A 17,423-nucleotide genomic window follows, 5' to 3' on the forward strand; every position below is an offset into this window, starting at 1 on the left:
ATCATAATCGCCGCGTAGCAAGAAGCCCTCCGCGATGATTTCGCGGAGGGCCCTTTTGAACACTGCGATCCAGCTGGAGGCTAGCCGCCGGCGTCAGCGCTGATGACGTCGCCGAACAGATCCCACTTCTCGCCCTTGAACCTCATGAGCTGAAGCGAGCTGATCGGTGCGAAGTCGTTCGCGCCGGTGTTGATCTTGATGCCGGGCAGCAGCACCTCGGTGCGGAAGTCCTTCAGGCTCGCCGCCTGCTTCATGACGTTTTCGCGCGTGAGATTGTCGCCGCACTTCTTCAGCACTTCCACCAGCGTCTGCGCCACGCCGTAACCGACGATGGTGCCGCCGTCGAGCTTGTCACCTTCAGGGAAGTATTTCGTCATGAACTCCAGGAAACCCTTCATGCCGGCGTCGTCCTTCCACTGAGGATCCGACACGTCCTTCAGGTAGGCAGCCGAAATGATGTCCTGCGAATTCTCGAAGCCGGCGGGCTTGATTACGCTGCCGACCGAGGCCGAGACGTTGTTGAGGAAGTGGGTCGGCTTCCAGCCGATTTCGGAGATCTTCTTGATCGCCTGTGCCGCGAACTTCGGTGTGGTGATGTTGATGAAGATGTCGGCGCCGGTCGCCTTCATCTTCACGATGTGATTGTCGATCGTCGGCTCGGAGGTCTCGTAGCTTTCCTCCAGCACGATCATGCTCGCGGCCTTGGCGCCGAGCCCGTCTTTCAGGCCCTTCAGGTAGTCCTTGCCGTAATCGTCGTTCTGGTAGAGCACGCCGATCTTGGCATTCGGCATCTCCTTCAGGATGTATTTCGCGTAGATCTGCGTCTCGCTCTGGTAATTGGGCTGCCAGCCCATGGTCCAGGGGAAGTTCTGCGGATCATTCCATTTGGTGGCGCCGGTCGCGACGAACAGCTGCGGCACCTTCTTCGAGTTCATGTATTTCTGAATGGCCGAGTTCGGCGGCGTGCCGAGTGAATTGAAGATCAGCAGAACCTCGTCGCTCTCGACCAGCTTGCGTGCCTGCTCCACCGTCTTCGGCGGCGAATAGGCGTCGTCGTAGGAGACGAAATTGATCTTGCGGCCGTTGATGCCGCCCTCTTCGTTGATCTTCTTGAAATAGGCGGCTTCGGTCCGCCCGATGATGCCGTAGGCGGAGGCCGGTCCGCTGTAGGGCATGATGTTGCCGATCTTGATCTCCGTATCGGTCGCGCCGGTATCGTATTTCTTCTGGGCCGATGCGGTGGAGGCCGAGGCCGCAATGAGCGCAAGCGCCAGCGATGCGGCTGCAAGTTTGCCGGTGACAGCGGGCATTCCTATCTCCCTATTTTCTTGGTGTGTATGCGCCCCTTTTCTTGTCTCGATTTTCTTGGCGACGCTGCCGCAATTCAATACGATTTGGCTGATGCCTTCAACAGAAAGCCCCCGGGACGGCGTCGCGGGGGCTGCGTCTTTAGTAGTCAGGGACGGCCGGCTCTCGTGTGCGACTGCGAGAAGGTCCGGCTGTCTTGAGTTGTTTAACCAATCTGGAGCGATTTTGGGTTGCGCCGCTTCAGTGGCCCATCTCGCTCGAGATGATGTCGCCGAACAGCTCCCATTTCCGGCCCTTGAAACGCATCATCTGCAACTGCTCGATCGGGGCGAAATTGTCCGGCGCGGTGTTGATCCTGATGCCGGGCAGCAGCGTGTCGGGCTCGAAATCCTTCAAGGAGGCTGCCTGCCTCATGACGTTCTCGCGGGTGAGGTCGTCGCCGCACATCTGCAGCACTTTGACCATGGTCTGCGCGGCGGCATAGCCGAACACGACGCCGGCATCGAGCTTGTTGGCCTTGGGATCATATTGCGCGAGGAAGTTATAGAATTTCTTCATGCCGTCGTCGGCATTCCACTGCGGATCGGAGCCGTCCTTGGTGTAGCTCGCCGACAGCAGGCCTTGCGAGATCTCCAGGCCCGCCGGCTCGATCACGCCGCCGACGGAGGCCGAGACGTTGGAGACGATATGGACCGGATGCCAGTTGATCTCCGCCGCCTTCTTGATCGCCTGCGCGGCGAATTTCGGCGTGGTGATGCTGATGAACACGTCGGCGCCCGAGGCCTTCAGCTTCACGACGTGCTCGTCGATGGCGGGCTCCGACGTGTCGTAGGCCTCTTCCAGCACGATCATCGAGGCCTTGGGCCCGAGGCCATCCTTTAGCCCCTTCAGATAATCCTTGCCGAAATCGTCGTTCTGGTAGAGCACGCCGATCTTTCCGTCCGGCTTCTCCTTCATGATGTATTTGGCGTAGATCCGCGCCTCGCTCGCGTAGCTGGGCTGCCAGCCCATGGTCCAGGGATATTGCCTGGGATCGTTCCACTTCGAGGCGCCGCTCGCCACGAACAATTGCGGCACCTTCTTCTCGTTCATGTATTTGCGAATGGCGCCGTTGGTGGACGTGCCGAGCGAGCCGAAGATCAGCAGCACCCCGTCGCTCTCGACCAGCTTGCGCGCCTGCTCCACCGTCTTCGGCGGCGAATAGGCGTCGTCATAGGAGATGAACTTGATCTTGCGCCCGTTGATGCCGCCCTCGGCATTGACCTTGCGGAAATAGGCTTCCTCGGCCTTGCCGATCGCGGCGTAGGCCGAGGCCGGGCCGCTATAGGGCATGATGTTGCCTATTCTGATCTCGGTATCGGATGCGCCGCTGTCGTACTTCTTCTGCGCCAGTGCCGGGCTGCTCATCGCAGTGCACAAAGCGAGCCCGGTCCAGAGGGCCGCAACCTGAAAACGAACGGCGGACATTGTTCTCCTGCCCCGAGTTGGATCGGCGCCGCATTGAACAAGATTGGCGCCTGCCGTCAACAAAAAGCCCCCGCGATCGCTCGCGGGGGCTTCTCGAGGGTCGGACTATTGCGTCAGCGTGTCACTCGGAGGCGACGTCGCCGCTGATGATCTCGCCGAACAGTTCCCACTTCTCACCCTTGAAGCGCTGCATCTGCAGCTGCGCAATCGGGGCGAAGTCGGTAGCGCTGGTGTTGATCTTGACGCCGGGCAGGAGCGTATCCGGCGCAAAATCCTTCAGCGAAGCCGCCTGCTTCATGAGATTGGCGCGGGTGAGATCGTCACCACACATCTCCAGGACCTTGGCCAGGGTCGAGGCCGCGCCGTAGCCATAGACCATGCTGGTGTCGGACTTGTCGGCACCCGGCATGTACTTGTCGACGAACTCGTTCCACTTCTTCATGCCGGGGTCGTTGGCCCACTGCGGATCGGTGGAGTCCTTGGCATAGGCCGCCGACAGCACGCCCTGTGCATTCTCGAAGCCGGCGGGCTTCATCACGCTGCCGACCGAGATCGAGACGTTGGTGAGGATCTGGAGCGGCTTCCAGCTGAGTTCGGCCGTCTTCTTGATGGTCTGCGCCGCGAATTTGGGCGTCGCATAGATCAGCAGCACGTCGGGATTGGCGGCCTTGATCTTGACGATATGGCCATCGATCGACGGCTCGGACACCTCATAGCTCTCTTCCATGATGATCATGGATGCGCCCTTGGCGCCGAGACCGTCCTTGGTGCCCTTGAGGTAGTCTTTGCCGAAATCGTCGTTCTGATAGAGGATCGCGACCTTGGCGTCGGGCTTCTCCTTCATCAGCCATTTCGCGTAGATCTGGGCTTCGCTCTGGTAGGAGGGCTGCCAGCCGATGGTCCAGGGGAAGTTCTTCGGATCGTTCCACTTGGTGGCGCCGGTGGCGACGAAGAGCTGCGGGATTTTCTTGGCGTTGAGATACTTCTGGATCGCGCTGTTCGAGGGTGTGCCGAGCGGATTGAACACGGCCAGCACCTCGTCGCTCTCGACCAGCTTGCGGACCTGCTCGACTGCCTTCGGCGGCGAATAGCCGTCGTCATAGGTGACGAAGTTGATCTTGCGGCCGTTGATGCCGCCCTTGTCGTTGATCATCTTGAAATAGGCTTCTTCGGTCTTGCCGATGATGCCATAGGCCGACGCCGGACCGCTGTACGGCATGATGTTGCCGACCTTGATCTCGGTGTCACTTGCGCCGGTGTCGTATTTCTTTTGGGCGAGTGCCGCGCCGGAGGTGAGAGTGATGGCCGCCGTTGCCGTGACCAGCGCGGCGGCTCGCAGTGTTCTTCCAAAATGCAATTCGGTCTCCTTGCTTAATTTAACGGGACTTCAGTTCTTTTTGAGCTTGCCGACGAGTTGCTGGCCAATGATCGCGATCTGCCTTGCGCCGTGCGGCACGAGGTAGATGACGAGGAACAGCAGCACACCGAACACCGCGCCGGAGAGGCCCTTGGAGATGCTCTCCGCCATGTTCGGCACGAAGATGATGAAGGCCGCACCGACGAACGAGCCGGGCAGCCAGCCGACGCCGCCAACCACCATGCCGAGGAACAGCGAGATCGCGAGCGTGATGGTGTAGCTGTCGGGGGCCACGAACTGCACCGCGATGGCCCCGAGCGACCCGGCAATGCCCGTGATCGCCGCCGACACGCCGAAAGCCAGCGTCTTGTAGAGTGCGACGTTGACACCCATCGAGGACGCCGCGATCTCGTTGTCGCGGATCGCCATGAAGGCGCGGCCCGACCTCGAGCGCAACAGGTTCACCGAGAGCATGTAGATCGCGATCGTGACGATGAGCGTGAAGTAGTACAGCCACGTGTCCTGCGACATCGGCAGGCCGAACGGCGCATCCGGCTTGGTGACGACGAGGCCCTGCACGCCGCCGGTCCAGTGTTCCAGGAAGTTCAGCTTCAGCAGTTGCGGCATCGCGGTCGCGAGTGCGAAGGTCGCGAGCGCGAGATAGACGCCCGACAGCCGCAGCGCCGGTTTGCCGAACAGGTACCCGAAGCCGAAGCAGACCACGGCGGAGATCGGAATGGTCAGCGCGTAGTTGATGTTGGCGTGCTCCATCAGCACCGCCGACGTATAGGCGCCGACGGCGTAGAACGCGCTCTGGCCGAGCGAGAACTGGCCGGAGCCGCCGGTCAGGATGTTCAGCGCCAGCACGGCGAGCCCGTAGATCAGGAGCATCGTCATCTGGAAGATGACGAAGTTCTTGACGAACATCGGCACGATCAAGAGCGCCGCGAGCACCACCAGCGAGGTGCCGGTGCCCAGCGTCATGGCCCGCTTCGGAACGGCCTCGACCGCCTGGTGGCCTTCTGCAACGACTTCTTCTGCAGCGCTCATGATCAAACTCGCTTGACGATGTGCCGACCGAACAGGCCGGCGGGTTTGACGACCAGGACGGAGATGATCAGCGCGAGCGCGATCGGGAGTTTCAGCTCGTTGCCGACGCCGGGGATGTAGGTGCCGGCGAGGTTCTCGAAGACACCGACCAGGAAGCCGCCGACCACGGCGCCGAACGGGCTGGTCAGTCCGCCGAGCACGGCCGCGGCAAAGCCGTAGATCAGCACGCCGCCCATCATGTTCGGCTCGAGGAACACGACCGGCGCGATCAGCATGCCGGCGATCGAGCCGATCGCGGTCGCCATGCCCCAGCCGAGCGCGATCATCCAGGAGGTGTTGATGCCGACGAGGCGGGCCGATTCAGGCACGGAGGCGGCCGCGCGCATGGCAAGACCGATCCGCGTGTACTGGAAGAAGAAATAGAGCCCGAGCAGCAGCAGTATGGTGACGCCGATCATGCCGGCCTGGTGGGTCGAGATCAGCTGGCTGCCGAGGAACGGCGCGGAGCCGAACGGGGTCGGATATTGCTTGATGGTGAAGTCCCAGATCAGGCCCGCCGAGGAGTTGATGATCGCGAACAGCGCGATGAACCCGGCGACGTTGGTCAGCACCGGTGCCTTTGTCAGCGGCTTGAACAGGATCCGCTCGATCGCGATGCCGGCGACGAAGGAGAAGGCCAGCGTGATCACGAAGGCGGCCCAATAAGGCACGCCCCATTGCATCAGCTGCCAGGAGATGAAGGTCGAGAACATCGCCATCTCGCCCTGCGCGAAGTTGAGATGGTCGATGGCCTGGTAGATCATGACCACGGCGAGCGCCATGCAGGCGTAGATCGCGCCCGTGGCAATGCCGGCCAGGACCTGGTTGGTGAACAGCTCCATTGTCCCGGCTCCCTCAGTAACCCAGATAGGATTTGCGGATTTCTTCGTTGTTCGCGATGTCCTTGGCGTTGCCCGACATCACGATGCGGCCGGTCTCGATCACATAGGCCTGGTCGGCGAGCTCCAGCGCGAGCTGGGCGTTCTGCTCGACCACCAGGATCGACACCTTGTCCTCGCGGTTGATCTTGCCAAGGATGCCGAACAGGTCGCGCACCACCAGCGGCGCGAGGCCGAAGGAGGGCTCGTCCAGCAGCATCAGCCGCGGCCGCAGCATCAGGGCGCGGGCGACCGCGAGCATCTGCTGCTCGCCGCCGGAGAGCGTGCCGGCCTGCTGGGTGTGGCGCTGCTTCAGCACCGGGAAATGCGCATACATGCGCTCGATGTCGGAGACGATGCCGGCGCTGTCCTTGCGGGTGATGGCCCCGAGCTGGAGATTCTCCTCCACCGTCATGGTGGTGAAGGTTCCGCGGCCCTGCGGCACATGGGCGATGCCGAACCGCACGATGCTCTCGGTGGAGCGGTTGTTCAGCGGCTTGCCGTCGAACTCGATGCCGCCGGTGGAGCGCACCATGTTGCAGATCGCGCGCAGCGTGGTGGTCTTGCCGGCGCCGTTGGCCCCGAGCAGCGTCACCAGCGAGCCCTCGTTGAGCGAGAAGGACAGGCCATGGAGCGCCTGGACCTGGCCGTAATAGGCGCGCAGGTCCTTGACGTTGAGCAATGTCGTCATTGGTCCTTGCTCCCGAGATAGGCCTTGATGACGTCGGGGTCCGCCTGCACCTGGGCCGGCGTGCCTTCCGCGAGCTTCTTGCCGAAATTCAGCGCAACGACATGGTCGGCGATCGACATCACCAGGCCCATGTGATGCTCGACCAGCAGCACGGTCATGTGCCGGTCGTCGCGAATGCGGCGAATGAGGTCGCCGAGCACGTAGACCTCTTCGTGGTTGAGGCCACCGGCGGGCTCGTCGAGCAGCAGGATTTTGGGATCGGCAGCCAGTGCGCGCGCCAGCTCGACGCGCTTCTGCGTGCCGAAGGGCAGGCCGGAGACCACGGTGTGGGCGACGTCCTCGAGGTCGAGATAGGCAAGGATCTCGTGCACCTTCTTGTTGACGCTGGTTTCGCTGCGGCGAACCCAGGCAAGCTTCAGGGAGTCGCTGATGATGTCGCTCGAGGTCCTCGAATGCGCGCCGACGCGGACGTTGTCCATCACCGAGAGATTCGGAAACAGTGCCACGTTCTGGAAGGTGCGGCCGATGCCGATCTCGGCGATCCGGTGCGGCGGCCGCCTCAGGATGCTCGCGCCCTCCATCAGGATGTCGCCGGATGACGGCTGGTAGAGCCGGGACAGGCAGTTGAAGAGCGTGGTCTTGCCGGCGCCGTTGGGGCCGATCAAGCCGAGGATCTGGCCCTTGTGCATGTCGAAGGACACGCCGTTGAGCGCGATGATGCCGCCGAACACGACGCTGACGTCGCGAACCGCGAGCAGGGGCGATGTCCCCTGCGCGAGCTGTGCCTGCGTCATCTCGTCTCGCTCACGTCATTCAGTGAGCGAAGGGGCGATGCGAACCGCTCCCGATGATGACAAAGGCTATCTGAATCCCTCGGCCACACGCGCAACTTTTCCTCCTGATTTCAGCTTTTTGCTGACGTCTTTTTTGGAATGCGGCATTAGACCCCCGAGCGCCGCTTCGATGTTCCTTACCATCGCTAAGAGACGCGGTCCAATGTCGTTGATCAAACGCTCTTCCGTGAAGCGGAATGCGGGCGCGCCGCAATTGAATGCGTAGGGACCGGTTCCGTCGTTGAGCCTGAGTGCGACGCCGGCGGCGCCGATGTCGTCGTGCCAGTCGCCGACGGAGATCGCAAAACCGTATTTCGCGACGGTTTCGCCGGAACGTTCCAGCCCGTCGCGCATCTTGGGCCAGCGGCTGCCGTAATGTTCGCGCAACAGGCGCGACAGGTCTGCGCGGTCCGCGTCGTCGAGCGCCCAGAAATAGGCGCGGCCCATCGCGCTGGTTGCAATCGGCACGCGGGAGCCGACGTCAAGTTGAACCCCGACGGTCTCGCTGCCGCGGCTTTGCCCGAAATAGATCATGCTGTGACGGTCGCGGCCGCCGACGGCGACGGCGCCGCCGGTCGCGCGCATCACGTCCTCGCGGAACGGCTCGGACAAATGCCGAACGCCGAGATTGGCGAGCGCGGCGTAGCCGAGCGACATCGCCGCGGGTGTGAGCTGGTACTTCTCGAAGCGGGGAACCGGCGCAAGATAGCCCAGCTTGGTCAAGGTGTAGGTCAGCCGCGACACGGTCGGCTTCGGCAGATTGGTGCGAGCCGCAATCTCCTGATTGCCGAGAAGGCCGTCATTGGGGTGGAATGCGCGCAATACGTCCAGTCCGCGGGAAAGCGCGACGACGAAATTCCGATCGGTCGCAGTCTTCTTTCCTGTACGCTTCATCCCTGATCTGCTTCTTGCGCGGAGTCGTTGACAAGCCACGTGCTTCAAAATAACCCTGCCGTCAAGATGCGGAATTAAATTCCGCACCGCGAAATCGAACAAAAGTAAATCCCCACCAAGGAGGGAACACCGTGAGCGAAGTGGTCAAGCTTGAGCGTCATGACGAGGTCGGGATCGTCACGGTCGACAGCCCTCCGGTCAATGCTCTGAGTGCCGCGGTCCGCGGCGGCATCCTCGAGTGCATCAAGGCCGCAATTGCCGATCCCGCCATCAAGGGCATCGTGCTGACCTGTGCCGGCCGCACCTTCATCGCCGGCGCCGACATCACCGAATTCGGCAAGCCGCCGAAGGCGCCGGCCCTCAACGACGTGCTGTCCGAGATCGAGAATTCGCCCAAGCCCGTGGTTGCCGCGATCCACGGCACCGCGCTCGGCGGCGGCCTCGAGGTCGCGCTCGCCTGCCATTTCCGCGTCGCGGTGAAAGAGGCCAGGCTCGGCCTGCCCGAGGTGAAGCTCGGACTGCTGCCGGGCGCCGGCGGCACCCAGCGCCTGCCGCGCGCGGTCGGTCCCGAACTCGCTGTCAAGATGATCGTCGGCGGTGATCCCATCGGTGCTGCGGAAGCGCTCCAGAACGGCCTGATCGAGGAAATCATCGAGGGACCGGCATCGGGCGGCGAGGCCTTCGTGCGCAAGCTGCTGGCCGAGAAGCGTCCGCTGCGGCGCCTGCGCGACGACGATTCCAAGATCGCGGCGGCCAAGGCCGACCGCTCGATCTTCACCAATGCAGTCGCCGCCATGACCAAGAAATCGCGCGGCCTGGAGGCGCCGTTCGCTGCCGCCGACGCCGTGGGCTACGCCATTGACCTACCTTTCGACGAAGGCCTGAAGAAGGAGCGCGAGGGTTTTCTGAAGCTCGTCGCCAGCGATCAGTCGAAGGCGCAGCGTTATGCGTTCTTCGCCGAGCGCGAGGCTGCCAAGATTGCGGGCGTTCCCGACGGCACCAAGTCGCGTCCCGTGAACCGGGTCGCCATCCTCGGCGCCGGCACCATGGGCGGCGGCATCGCGATGTCCTTTGCCAATGCCGGCGTTCCCGTCACCCTGATCGAGACCGGCGAGGAGCAGCTCAAGCGCGGCATGGGCATCATGCAGAAGAACTGGGAAGCGACCGCCGCGCGCGGCGGCATCCCGGCCGATGCGCCCGCCAAGCGCATGGCGCTGATCAACGGCGTCGTCGGCATCGAGAATGTCGGCGATGCCGACCTCGTCATCGAAGCGGTGTTCGAGACCATGGCGGTGAAGAAGGAAGTGTTCGGCAAGCTCGACCAGTACGTCAAGCCCGGCGCCGTGCTCGCCTCCAACACCTCGTATCTCAACATCGACGAGATCGCGAAGTCGACCAAGCGTCCGCAGGACGTGCTCGGCATGCACTTCTTCTCGCCGGCCAACGTGATGAAGCTGTGCGAGATCGTGCGCGCCGACAAGACCGCGCCGGACGCGCTGGTCACCGCGGTGAACATTGCGCGCAAGATCGCGAAAGTGCCGGCCGTGGTCGGCGTCTGCGACGGCTTTGTGGGCAACCGCATGCTGGCCCAGCGCGGCAAGCAGTCGGAGAAGCTCTTGTTCGAAGGCGCGCTGCCGCAGCAGGTCGACGCTGTGGTGACGAAATTCGGCATGCCGATGGGACCGTTCGCGATGGGCGACCTCGCCGGCCTCGACATCGGCTGGCGCTCGCGCAAGGATCGCGGCATCAAGTCGGAGATCGCGGACGCGCTGTGCGAAGCCGGCCGCTTCGGCCAGAAGACCGGCAAGGGCTACTACAAGTACGAAGCGGGCAGCCGCTCGGCGCTGCCCGATCCGGAGGTCGAGAAGCTGATCGACGAGACGCTTGCCCGTCTCGGCCGAAAGAAGCGCATCGTCAGCGATGACGAGATCCTCGAGCGCATGATGTATCCGATGATCAACGAGGGCGCGAAGATCCTCGAAGAGGGCATCGCCGCACGTCCCTCCGACATCGACGTGGTCTGGCTCTATGGCTATGGCTGGCCGATCTACCGCGGCGGCCCGATGTTCTGGGCCGACAGCGTCGGCCTCAAGCACATCGCCGATCGCCTGGCCTTCTACGCCAAGGAGACCAACGACCCCAGCCTCGAGCCCGCACCGCTGCTGAAGAAGCTCGCGGCCGAAGGGAAGACGTTCGCCTCGCTGGCGGCGGCGTCGAAGGCGGCTTGATCGGTTTGGTAGCTGCTGCAATGTCGCGCTCCGGGCAAAGCTCTCTCCGTTCCCTCCCCCCTTGTGGGGGAGGGGCAGCGAGGGGGGTGGCCCCGGGCGAGGTCAGTGTTCGTGGCTGCCCCCTTCCCCAACCCTTCCCCACAAGGGGGAAGGGAGCCCGTCCGCCGGTGTCCACCTCACACGACCCGGCGATTACCGTTTTGCAGAGTATCGATCGCCAATGACCCATCCCGGCGAACAGTTTTATCCCGAGGGCGTGCGGTGGGACGACACCATCGTCCAGGGCTCGCTGCCTGACCTCTTGTCGAAGGCCGTCGCCGAATACGGCACGCGCACCGCGCTGGAATTCCGCGATCGCCCGATCACCTACACCGAGCTCGCAGCTCAGGCCGAGCGTGCGGCGGCGGCGTTCCTGCGCGCCGGCTGCGGCAAGGGCACGTCCGTTGCGCTGTTCCTCGGCAACTCGCCGGACCATCCCGTCAATTTTTTCGGCGCGCTGAAGGCAGGCGCCCGCCTCGCGCATCTCTCCCCGCTCGACGGCGAGATCGCGCTGACCCACAAGATCTCCGATTCCGGCTCGCGCCTGCTCGTCACCTCCAACCTCGCCGCCCTGCTGCCGACCGCGCTGAAGTTCCTTGAAAAGGGGCTGATCGACCGCCTCGTCGTCTGTGAGGACGATCATTGGGGCAAGGTCGGCACGCCGCAGGCGGCGATCCCGGATGATCCCCGCATCGTCACCTTCAAGGCCTTCACCGAGGGCGCGACCGCGCCGGCGGCGTGGCCCGTCGTCACGGCCGACGACGTCGCGCTGCTGCAATATACCGGTGGCACCACCGGTCTGCCCAAGGGCGCGATGCTGACCCATGGCAATCTCACCTCGGCGGTGTCGATCTACGACGTCTGGGGCAAGCCATCGCGCGCCGCGCGGGGCGAGACGATCGAGCGCGTGATCTGCGTGCTGCCGCTGTTCCACATCTACGCGCTGACCGTGGTGCTGCTGTCGTCGCTCAGCCGCGGCAATCTGATCTCGCTGCATCAGCGTTTCGACGTCGAAGCCGTGATGCGCGACATCGAGGTCAAGCGCGCGACCTATTTTCCGGGCGTGCCGACGATGTGGATCGCGATCGCCGCGCTGCCGGATCTCGACAAGCGCGACTTCTCCTCGCTCGCCACCATCGGCTCCGGCGGCGCGCCGCTGCCGGTGGAGATCGCGAATTTCTTCGAGCGCAAGGTCGGCAAGAAGCTGCGCAGCGGCTGGGGCATGACCGAGACCTGCTCGCCCGGCACCGGCCATCCGCCCACCGGCCCCGACAAGCCCGGCTCGATCGGCCTGATGCTGCCCGGCATCGAGCTCGACGTCGTCGCGCTCGACGATCCCAAGCGCGTGCTTGCGCCGGGCGAGGTCGGAGAGATCCGCATCAAGGGCCCGAACGTCACCAAGGGGTACTGGAACAAGCCGGAGGGATCCACGGACGCCTTCGTCGACGGCCGCTTCCTCACCGGCGACATCGGCTATGTCGATACCGACGGCTATTTCTTCCTGGTCGACCGCAAGAAGGACATGATCATCTCCGGCGGCTTCAACGTCTATCCGCAGATGATCGAGCAGGCGATCTACACCATTGCTGGTGTGCACGAGGTGATCGTGCTCGGCATTCCCGACCAGTACCGCGGCGAGGCCGCCAAGGCCTTCATCAAGCTGAAGCCGGAGGCAAAGCCGTTCTCGCTCGACGAGCTGCGCGCGCAGCTCGCCGGCAAGCTCGGCAAGCACGAATTGCCGGCCGAGGTCGAATTCGTCGACGATCTGCCGCGAACGCCTGTCGGAAAATTGTCGCGCCACGAATTGCGCCAGCAGCAGAAACCGTCACAATCCACTAAACCCGCATCAGGAGCTCGTTCTTGACCGACGCCGTCATCGTTTCCACCGCCCGCACCCCGATCGGCAAGGCCTATCGCGGCGCGCTCAACGCCACCGAGGGCGCAACCCTGCTCGGCCACGCCATCGGCGAAGCCGTCGCGCGCGCCAAGGTCGATCCGAAGGAGATCGAGGACGTCGTGATGGGCGCGGCGCTGCAGCAGGGTTCGACTGGCGGCAACATCGCGCGCAAGGCGCTGCTGCGCGCCGGCCTTCCCGTCACCGTCGCCGGCACCACGATCGACCGGCAATGCGCCTCGGGCCTGCAGGCGATCGCGCTCGCCGCGCGCTCGGTGATTTTTGACGGCGTCGAGATCGCGGTCGGCGGCGGTGGCGAGTCGATCAGTCTCGTGCAGAACGACAAGATGAACGGCTTCCACGCCCAGGACCCTGCGCTGCTCAAGATCAAGAGCGAGGTCTACATGCCCATGATCGACACGGCGGAAGTCGTTGCCAAGCGCTACGGCATCTCGCGCGAGAAGCAGGACGAATATTCGCTGGAGAGCCAGCGCCGCACTGCGGCCGCCCAGCAGGGCGGCAAGTTCAAGGAGGAGATCGCGCCGATCACGACGCAGATGGCGGTCACCGACAAGGCCACCGGCGCCGTGTCGATGAAGGACGTCACGCTGTCGCAGGACGAGGGCCCGCGTCCCGAGACGACGATCGAAGGCCTCGCCGGCCTCAAGCCCGTGCGCGGCGAGGGATTCACCGTTACCGCCGGCAATGCCAGTCAGCTCTCCGACGGCGCCAGCGCCTCCGTCATCATGAGCGACAAGGAAGCCTCCAAGCGTGGCCTCAAGCCGCTCGGCATCTTCCGCGGCTTCGTCTCGGCCGGCTGCGAGCCGGACGAGATGGGCATCGGCCCGGTCTTCGCCGTGCCGCGCCTGCTCAAGCGCCACGGCCTCACCGTCGACGACATCGGTCTCTGGGAGCTGAACGAAGCCTTCGCGGTGCAGGTGCTGTATTGCCGCGACAAGCTCGGCATCGACCCCGAGAAGATCAACGTCGACGGCGGTGCGATCGCGGTCGGCCATCCCTACGGCATGTCCGGCGCGCGCCTCACCGGCCACGCTTTGATCGAAGGCCGCCGCCGCAAGGCAAAGTACGCGGTTGTCACCATGTGCGTCGGCGGCGGTATGGGCGCGGCAGGGCTGTTCGAGGTGCTGCAGTAAAACGTTTCTGTCATTCCGGGGCGCCGCAAAGCGGCGAGCCCGGAATCCGTAACCACCAATCGGGGATATGGATTCCGGGCCTGCGCCTTACGGCGCATCCCGGAATGACGGCGGATTTGGTAAGAACAAAACTGTTCACAGGAGGATCCGATGGATCTCGCATTCACGAAAGAAGAGCAGGCGTTTCGCGAGGAAGTGCGGCAGTTCTTCCGCGACAACGTGCCGCCGGATACGCGGCGCAAGATGGTCGAGGGGCGTCACCTCAGCAAGGACGAGATGGTGAATTGGTGGCGCATCCTCAACAAGAAGGGCTGGGGCGTCAGCCATTGGCCCAAGCAATATGGCGGCACCGGCTGGACCAGCGTGCAGCACTACATCTTCAACGAGGAACTGCAGTCCTATCCGGCGCCGCAGCCACTCGCCTTCGGCGTCAGCATGGTCGGCCCGGTCATCTACACCTTCGGGAACGAGGAGCAGAAGAAGCAGTACCTGCCGCGCATCGCCAATGTCGACGACTGGTGGTGCCAGGGCTTCTCCGAGCCGGGTTCGGGCTCCGACCTCGCCTCGCTCAAGACCAAGGCCGAGCGCAAGGGCGACAAGTGGATCATCAACGGCCAGAAGACCTGGACCACGCTGGCCCAGCACGCCGACATGATCTTCTGCCTGTGCCGCACCGATCCCGGCGCCAAGAAGCAGATGGGCATCTCCTTCATCGTGTTCTCGATGAAGTCGAAGGGCGTCACGGTGCGCCCGATCCAGACCATCGACGGCGGCGTCGAGGTCAACGAAGTGTTCTTCGACGACGTCGAGGTGCCCTACGAGAATTTGATCGGCGAGGAGAACAAGGGCTGGGACTACGCAAAATTCCTGCTCGGCAATGAGCGTACCGGCATCGCCCGTGTCGGCGTCTCCAAGGAGCGGCTGCGCCGCATCCGCGATCTCGCCGGCAAGGTGGAATCCGGCGGCAAGCCGATCATCCAGGACGCCGCTTTCCGCGAGAAGCTCGCCGCCTGCGAGATCGAGCTGAAGGCGCTCGAGCTCACCCAGCTGCGCGTCGTGGCGGATGAAGGCAAGCACGGCAAGGGCAAGCCCAATCCGGCCTCCTCGGTGCTGAAGATCAAGGGCTCCGAGATCCAGCAGACCACCACCGAGCTCTTGATGGAAGTGATCGGACCGTTCGCCGCGCCCTACGACGTGCACGGCGACGACGGCTCGAACGAAGCCATGGACTGGACCGCCCAGATCGCGCCGAGCTACTTCAACAACCGCAAGGTCTCGATCTACGGCGGCTCCAATGAGATCCAGCGCAACATCATCGCCAAGGCGGTGCTGGGGCTCTAGGCGTCATTCCGGGGCGCGCGCAGCGCGAGCCCGGAATCCATAACCACGATCGGGAGTATGGATCCCGGGCTCGCGCGACGCGCGCCCCGGGATGACGAAGCAAAAATTCCGGGTACGAGGAACCAAAGACATGGATTTTGATCTGAACGAGGAGCAGCGGCTTCTCAAGGACAGCATCGACGGCCTGCTGACCGATTCCTACGATTTCGAGAGCCGCAAGAAGTACATGAAGGAGAAGGGCGGCTGGAGCAAAGCGGTCTGGCTCAAGCTCGCCGAGCAGGGCCTGCTCGGCCTGCCCTTCAGCGAGGCCGATGGCGGCTTCGGCGGCGGCGGCGTCGAGACCATGATCGTGATGGAAGCGCTCGGCAAGGCGCTGGTGCTCGAGCCGTATCTGGCAACGGTCGTGATCGGCGGTGGCTTCCTGCGCCATGCCGGCACCGACGCGCAGAAGGCCGCGCACGTGCCCGGCATCATCGACGGCAGCAAGACGCTGGCGTTTGCCCAGCTCGAGAAGAACTCGCGCTACGATCTGTTCGACGTCACCACGACGGCGAAAAAGAAAGGCGACGGCTGGGTCATCGACGGCGAGAAGTTCGTCGTGCTCAACGGCGAGAACGCCGACACGCTCGTTGTCACCGCCCGCACCAAGGGCGAGCGTCGCGACAAGACCGGCATCGGCGTGTTCCTGGTGCCGGCAAATGCCAAGGGCGTGACCAGGAAGTCCTACCCGACCCAGGACGGCCTGCACGCCGCCGACATCACCCTCACCGGTGTCGAGATCGGCCTCGATGCCGTGCTCGGCAATCCCGAGGATTCGCTGGCGCTGATCGAGCGTGTCGTCGACGAAGCCCGCGTCGCGCTCTGCGCCGAGGCGGTCGGCCTGATGGACGAGTCGCTCAAGACCACCGTCGAGTATATCAAGACGCGAAAGCAGTTCGGCGTCGCGATCGGCTCGTTCCAGTCGCTGCAGCACCGGGCATCCGACATGTTCGTGGCGGCCGAGCAGGCGAGATCGATGTCGATGTTCGCGACCATGGCGAGCGATTTCGAGAACGCCAAGGAGCGCTCCAACGCCATCGCCGCGGCCAAGGTGCAGATCGGCAAATCGCTGAAATTCGTCGGACAGCAGGCGATCCAGCTGCACGGCGGCATCGGCATGACCATGGAGGCGAAGATCGGCCACTACTTCAAGCGCCTCACCATGATCGAGAACAGTTTTGGTGACACCGACTACCACCAGCGCCGCGTCGCTGATGGTGGCGGGTTGATCTAGCCTCGCTGTCATCCCGGGGCGCGCGTAGCGCGAACCCGGGATCCATCGGGCGGCAATACGCGCGGTGAAATGGATTCCGGGTTCGCGCTATGCGCGCCCCGGAATGACCAGGAAGAAGGAGCCGACAATGAAGAACACCCCGTTCGATCTCACCGGCAAGGTCGCGGTCGTCACCGGCTCCAGCCGCGGCATCGGCCGCTCCTCCGCGGAACTCCTCGCCAAGCTCGGCGCCAAGGTCGTGGTGTCCTCGCGCAAGGCCGACGCCTGCCAGGAGGTCGTCGACGGCATCAAGGCGGCCGGCGGTGACGCCACCGTCATCCCCTGTAACATCGCGCGCAAGGCCGAGGTCGAGGCGCTGATCGCGGGCGCCACGAAGCATTACGGCAAGATCGACATCCTCGTCTGCAACGCCGCGGTGAATCCCTATTACGGCCCGCTGCTCGACATCACCGACGAGGCCTTCGACAAGATCATGGGGAGCAACGTCAAGAGCAACATCTGGCTCTCCGCGCTCGCGATCCCGCAAATGGCGGAACGCGGCAGCGGCTCCGTCGTCATCATCTCCTCGATCGGCGGCCTGCGCGGCTCCACCGTGATCGGCGCCTACGGTATCTCGAAAGCGGCCGACTTCGCGCTGTGCCGCTCGCTCGCCGGCGAGTGGGGCCCGAAAGGCGTCCGCGTCAACTGCATCGCGCCCGGCCTCGTCAAGACCGATTTCGCCCGCGCGCTGTGGGAAGACGAAGCCGTGCTGAAGCGCCGCACCGCCACCACGCCGCTGCGCCGCATCGGCGAACCCGACGAAATCGCCGGCGCGGTCGCCTATCTCGCCTCGGATGCGTCGAGCTTCATGACCGGACAGACGATCGTCATCGACGGCGGCGTGACCACGGCGGCGGTGTAGGCGGTCTCGTGTCCCGGACGCGTCGCGGCATGAAATGACGCGACGCAGAGCCGGGACCCATGTCTCCGTTCGTTTG

Annotated in this window: 14 protein-coding genes; 6 read left to right on the forward strand and 8 right to left on the reverse strand. The window is 63.9% G+C overall.

The window, feature by feature from the left end; translation table 11 throughout:
- Positions 1-80: 80 nt before the first annotated feature.
- From XH81_RS18025 to XH81_RS18060, 8 genes are all read right to left on the reverse strand, one after another.
- The gene (locus XH81_RS18025; protein ID WP_028142136.1) at positions 81-1,310 is read right to left on the reverse strand and encodes an ABC transporter substrate-binding protein; all 1,230 of its coding nucleotides are present in this window, start codon (positions 1,308-1,310) and stop codon (positions 81-83) included.
- Between the two features lie 238 nt (positions 1,311-1,548).
- Positions 1,549-2,775, reverse strand: a complete 1,227-nt coding sequence (locus tag XH81_RS18030) for an ABC transporter substrate-binding protein (protein WP_028142135.1) — start codon at positions 2,773-2,775, stop codon at positions 1,549-1,551.
- 121 nt (positions 2,776-2,896) lie between these two features.
- Positions 2,897-4,132, reverse strand: coding sequence for an ABC transporter substrate-binding protein (locus tag XH81_RS18035; protein WP_028142134.1), 1,236 nt, complete (start codon positions 4,130-4,132; stop codon positions 2,897-2,899).
- Positions 4,133-4,162: 30 nt separating this feature from the next.
- Complete coding sequence (locus XH81_RS18040) at positions 4,163-5,182, reverse strand: branched-chain amino acid ABC transporter permease (protein ID WP_028142133.1); 1,020 nt, start codon at positions 5,180-5,182, stop codon at positions 4,163-4,165.
- A gap of 2 nt (positions 5,183-5,184) precedes the next feature.
- A complete protein-coding gene (locus tag XH81_RS18045) occupies positions 5,185-6,063 on the reverse strand; it encodes a branched-chain amino acid ABC transporter permease (RefSeq protein WP_028142132.1) in 879 nt (292 codons plus the stop codon).
- 13 nt (positions 6,064-6,076) lie between these two features.
- The gene (locus XH81_RS18050) at positions 6,077-6,790 is read right to left on the reverse strand and encodes an ABC transporter ATP-binding protein (protein WP_018318824.1); all 714 of its coding nucleotides are present in this window, start codon (positions 6,788-6,790) and stop codon (positions 6,077-6,079) included.
- Positions 6,787-7,584, reverse strand: a complete 798-nt coding sequence (locus XH81_RS18055) for an ABC transporter ATP-binding protein (RefSeq protein ID WP_028142131.1) — start codon at positions 7,582-7,584, stop codon at positions 6,787-6,789. The genes XH81_RS18050 and XH81_RS18055 overlap by 4 nt, the downstream gene beginning before the upstream one ends.
- 66 nt (positions 7,585-7,650) lie before the next feature.
- Positions 7,651-8,517, reverse strand: coding sequence for an IclR family transcriptional regulator (locus tag XH81_RS18060; protein WP_028142130.1), 867 nt, complete (start codon positions 8,515-8,517; stop codon positions 7,651-7,653).
- Between the two features lie 131 nt (positions 8,518-8,648).
- On the opposite strand from XH81_RS18060, the gene XH81_RS18065 reads away from it, so the two are divergent.
- The 6 genes from XH81_RS18065 to XH81_RS18090 all read left to right on the forward strand — a co-directional run bounded on the left by XH81_RS18065 (position 8,649) and on the right by XH81_RS18090 (position 17,347).
- Entirely contained in the window at positions 8,649-10,745 is a 2,097-nt protein-coding gene (locus XH81_RS18065; protein WP_028142129.1) for a 3-hydroxyacyl-CoA dehydrogenase NAD-binding domain-containing protein, read from the forward strand.
- Positions 10,746-10,965: 220 nt separating this feature from the next.
- Positions 10,966-12,648, forward strand: coding sequence for a dicarboxylate--CoA ligase PimA (gene pimA, locus XH81_RS18070; RefSeq protein ID WP_028142128.1), 1,683 nt, complete (start codon positions 10,966-10,968; stop codon positions 12,646-12,648).
- Complete coding sequence (locus XH81_RS18075) at positions 12,645-13,832, forward strand: acetyl-CoA C-acyltransferase (RefSeq protein ID WP_028142127.1); 1,188 nt, start codon at positions 12,645-12,647, stop codon at positions 13,830-13,832. Before pimA ends, XH81_RS18075 begins: the two co-directional genes overlap by 4 nt.
- A 150-nt stretch (positions 13,833-13,982) precedes the next feature.
- Complete coding sequence (gene pimC, locus XH81_RS18080) at positions 13,983-15,173, forward strand: pimeloyl-CoA dehydrogenase large subunit (protein WP_028142126.1); 1,191 nt, start codon at positions 13,983-13,985, stop codon at positions 15,171-15,173.
- 130 nt (positions 15,174-15,303) lie between these two features.
- Entirely contained in the window at positions 15,304-16,446 is a 1,143-nt protein-coding gene (gene pimD / locus XH81_RS18085; RefSeq protein WP_028142125.1) for a pimeloyl-CoA dehydrogenase small subunit, read from the forward strand.
- A gap of 127 nt (positions 16,447-16,573) precedes the next feature.
- Positions 16,574-17,347: an SDR family NAD(P)-dependent oxidoreductase gene (locus XH81_RS18090; RefSeq protein ID WP_028142124.1), complete on the forward strand. Its 774-nt coding sequence runs from the start codon at positions 16,574-16,576 to the stop codon at positions 17,345-17,347.
- Positions 17,348-17,423: the final 76 nt, after the last annotated feature.

Origin of the sequence: Bradyrhizobium sp. CCBAU 25360 (assembly GCF_028128695.1) — a bacterium.
In the GTDB taxonomy this organism is placed as follows: Bacteria; Pseudomonadota; Alphaproteobacteria; order Rhizobiales; family Xanthobacteraceae; genus Bradyrhizobium; species Bradyrhizobium ottawaense.

Bases quoted from the DNA above. Each gene is read 5' to 3' on its own strand.
- pimC (WP_028142126.1), top strand. From the start codon at position 13,983: ATGGATCTCGCATTCACGAAAGAAGAGCAGGCGTTTCGCGAGGAAGTG.
- XH81_RS18060 (WP_028142130.1), bottom strand. From the start codon at position 8,517: ATGAAGCGTACAGGAAAGAAGACTGCGACCGATCGGAATTTCGTCGTC.
- XH81_RS18025 (WP_028142136.1), bottom strand. From the start codon at position 1,310: ATGCCCGCTGTCACCGGCAAACTTGCAGCCGCATCGCTGGCGCTTGCG.
- pimD (WP_028142125.1), top strand. From the start codon at position 15,304: ATGGATTTTGATCTGAACGAGGAGCAGCGGCTTCTCAAGGACAGCATC.
- XH81_RS18030 (WP_028142135.1), bottom strand. From the start codon at position 2,775: ATGTCCGCCGTTCGTTTTCAGGTTGCGGCCCTCTGGACCGGGCTCGCT.
- pimA (WP_028142128.1), top strand. From the start codon at position 10,966: ATGACCCATCCCGGCGAACAGTTTTATCCCGAGGGCGTGCGGTGGGAC.
- XH81_RS18045 (WP_028142132.1), bottom strand. From the start codon at position 6,063: ATGGAGCTGTTCACCAACCAGGTCCTGGCCGGCATTGCCACGGGCGCG.
- XH81_RS18040 (WP_028142133.1), bottom strand. From the start codon at position 5,182: ATGAGCGCTGCAGAAGAAGTCGTTGCAGAAGGCCACCAGGCGGTCGAG.
- XH81_RS18090 (WP_028142124.1), top strand. From the start codon at position 16,574: ATGAAGAACACCCCGTTCGATCTCACCGGCAAGGTCGCGGTCGTCACC.
- XH81_RS18050 (WP_018318824.1), bottom strand. From the start codon at position 6,790: ATGACGACATTGCTCAACGTCAAGGACCTGCGCGCCTATTACGGCCAG.
- XH81_RS18055 (WP_028142131.1), bottom strand. From the start codon at position 7,584: ATGACGCAGGCACAGCTCGCGCAGGGGACATCGCCCCTGCTCGCGGTT.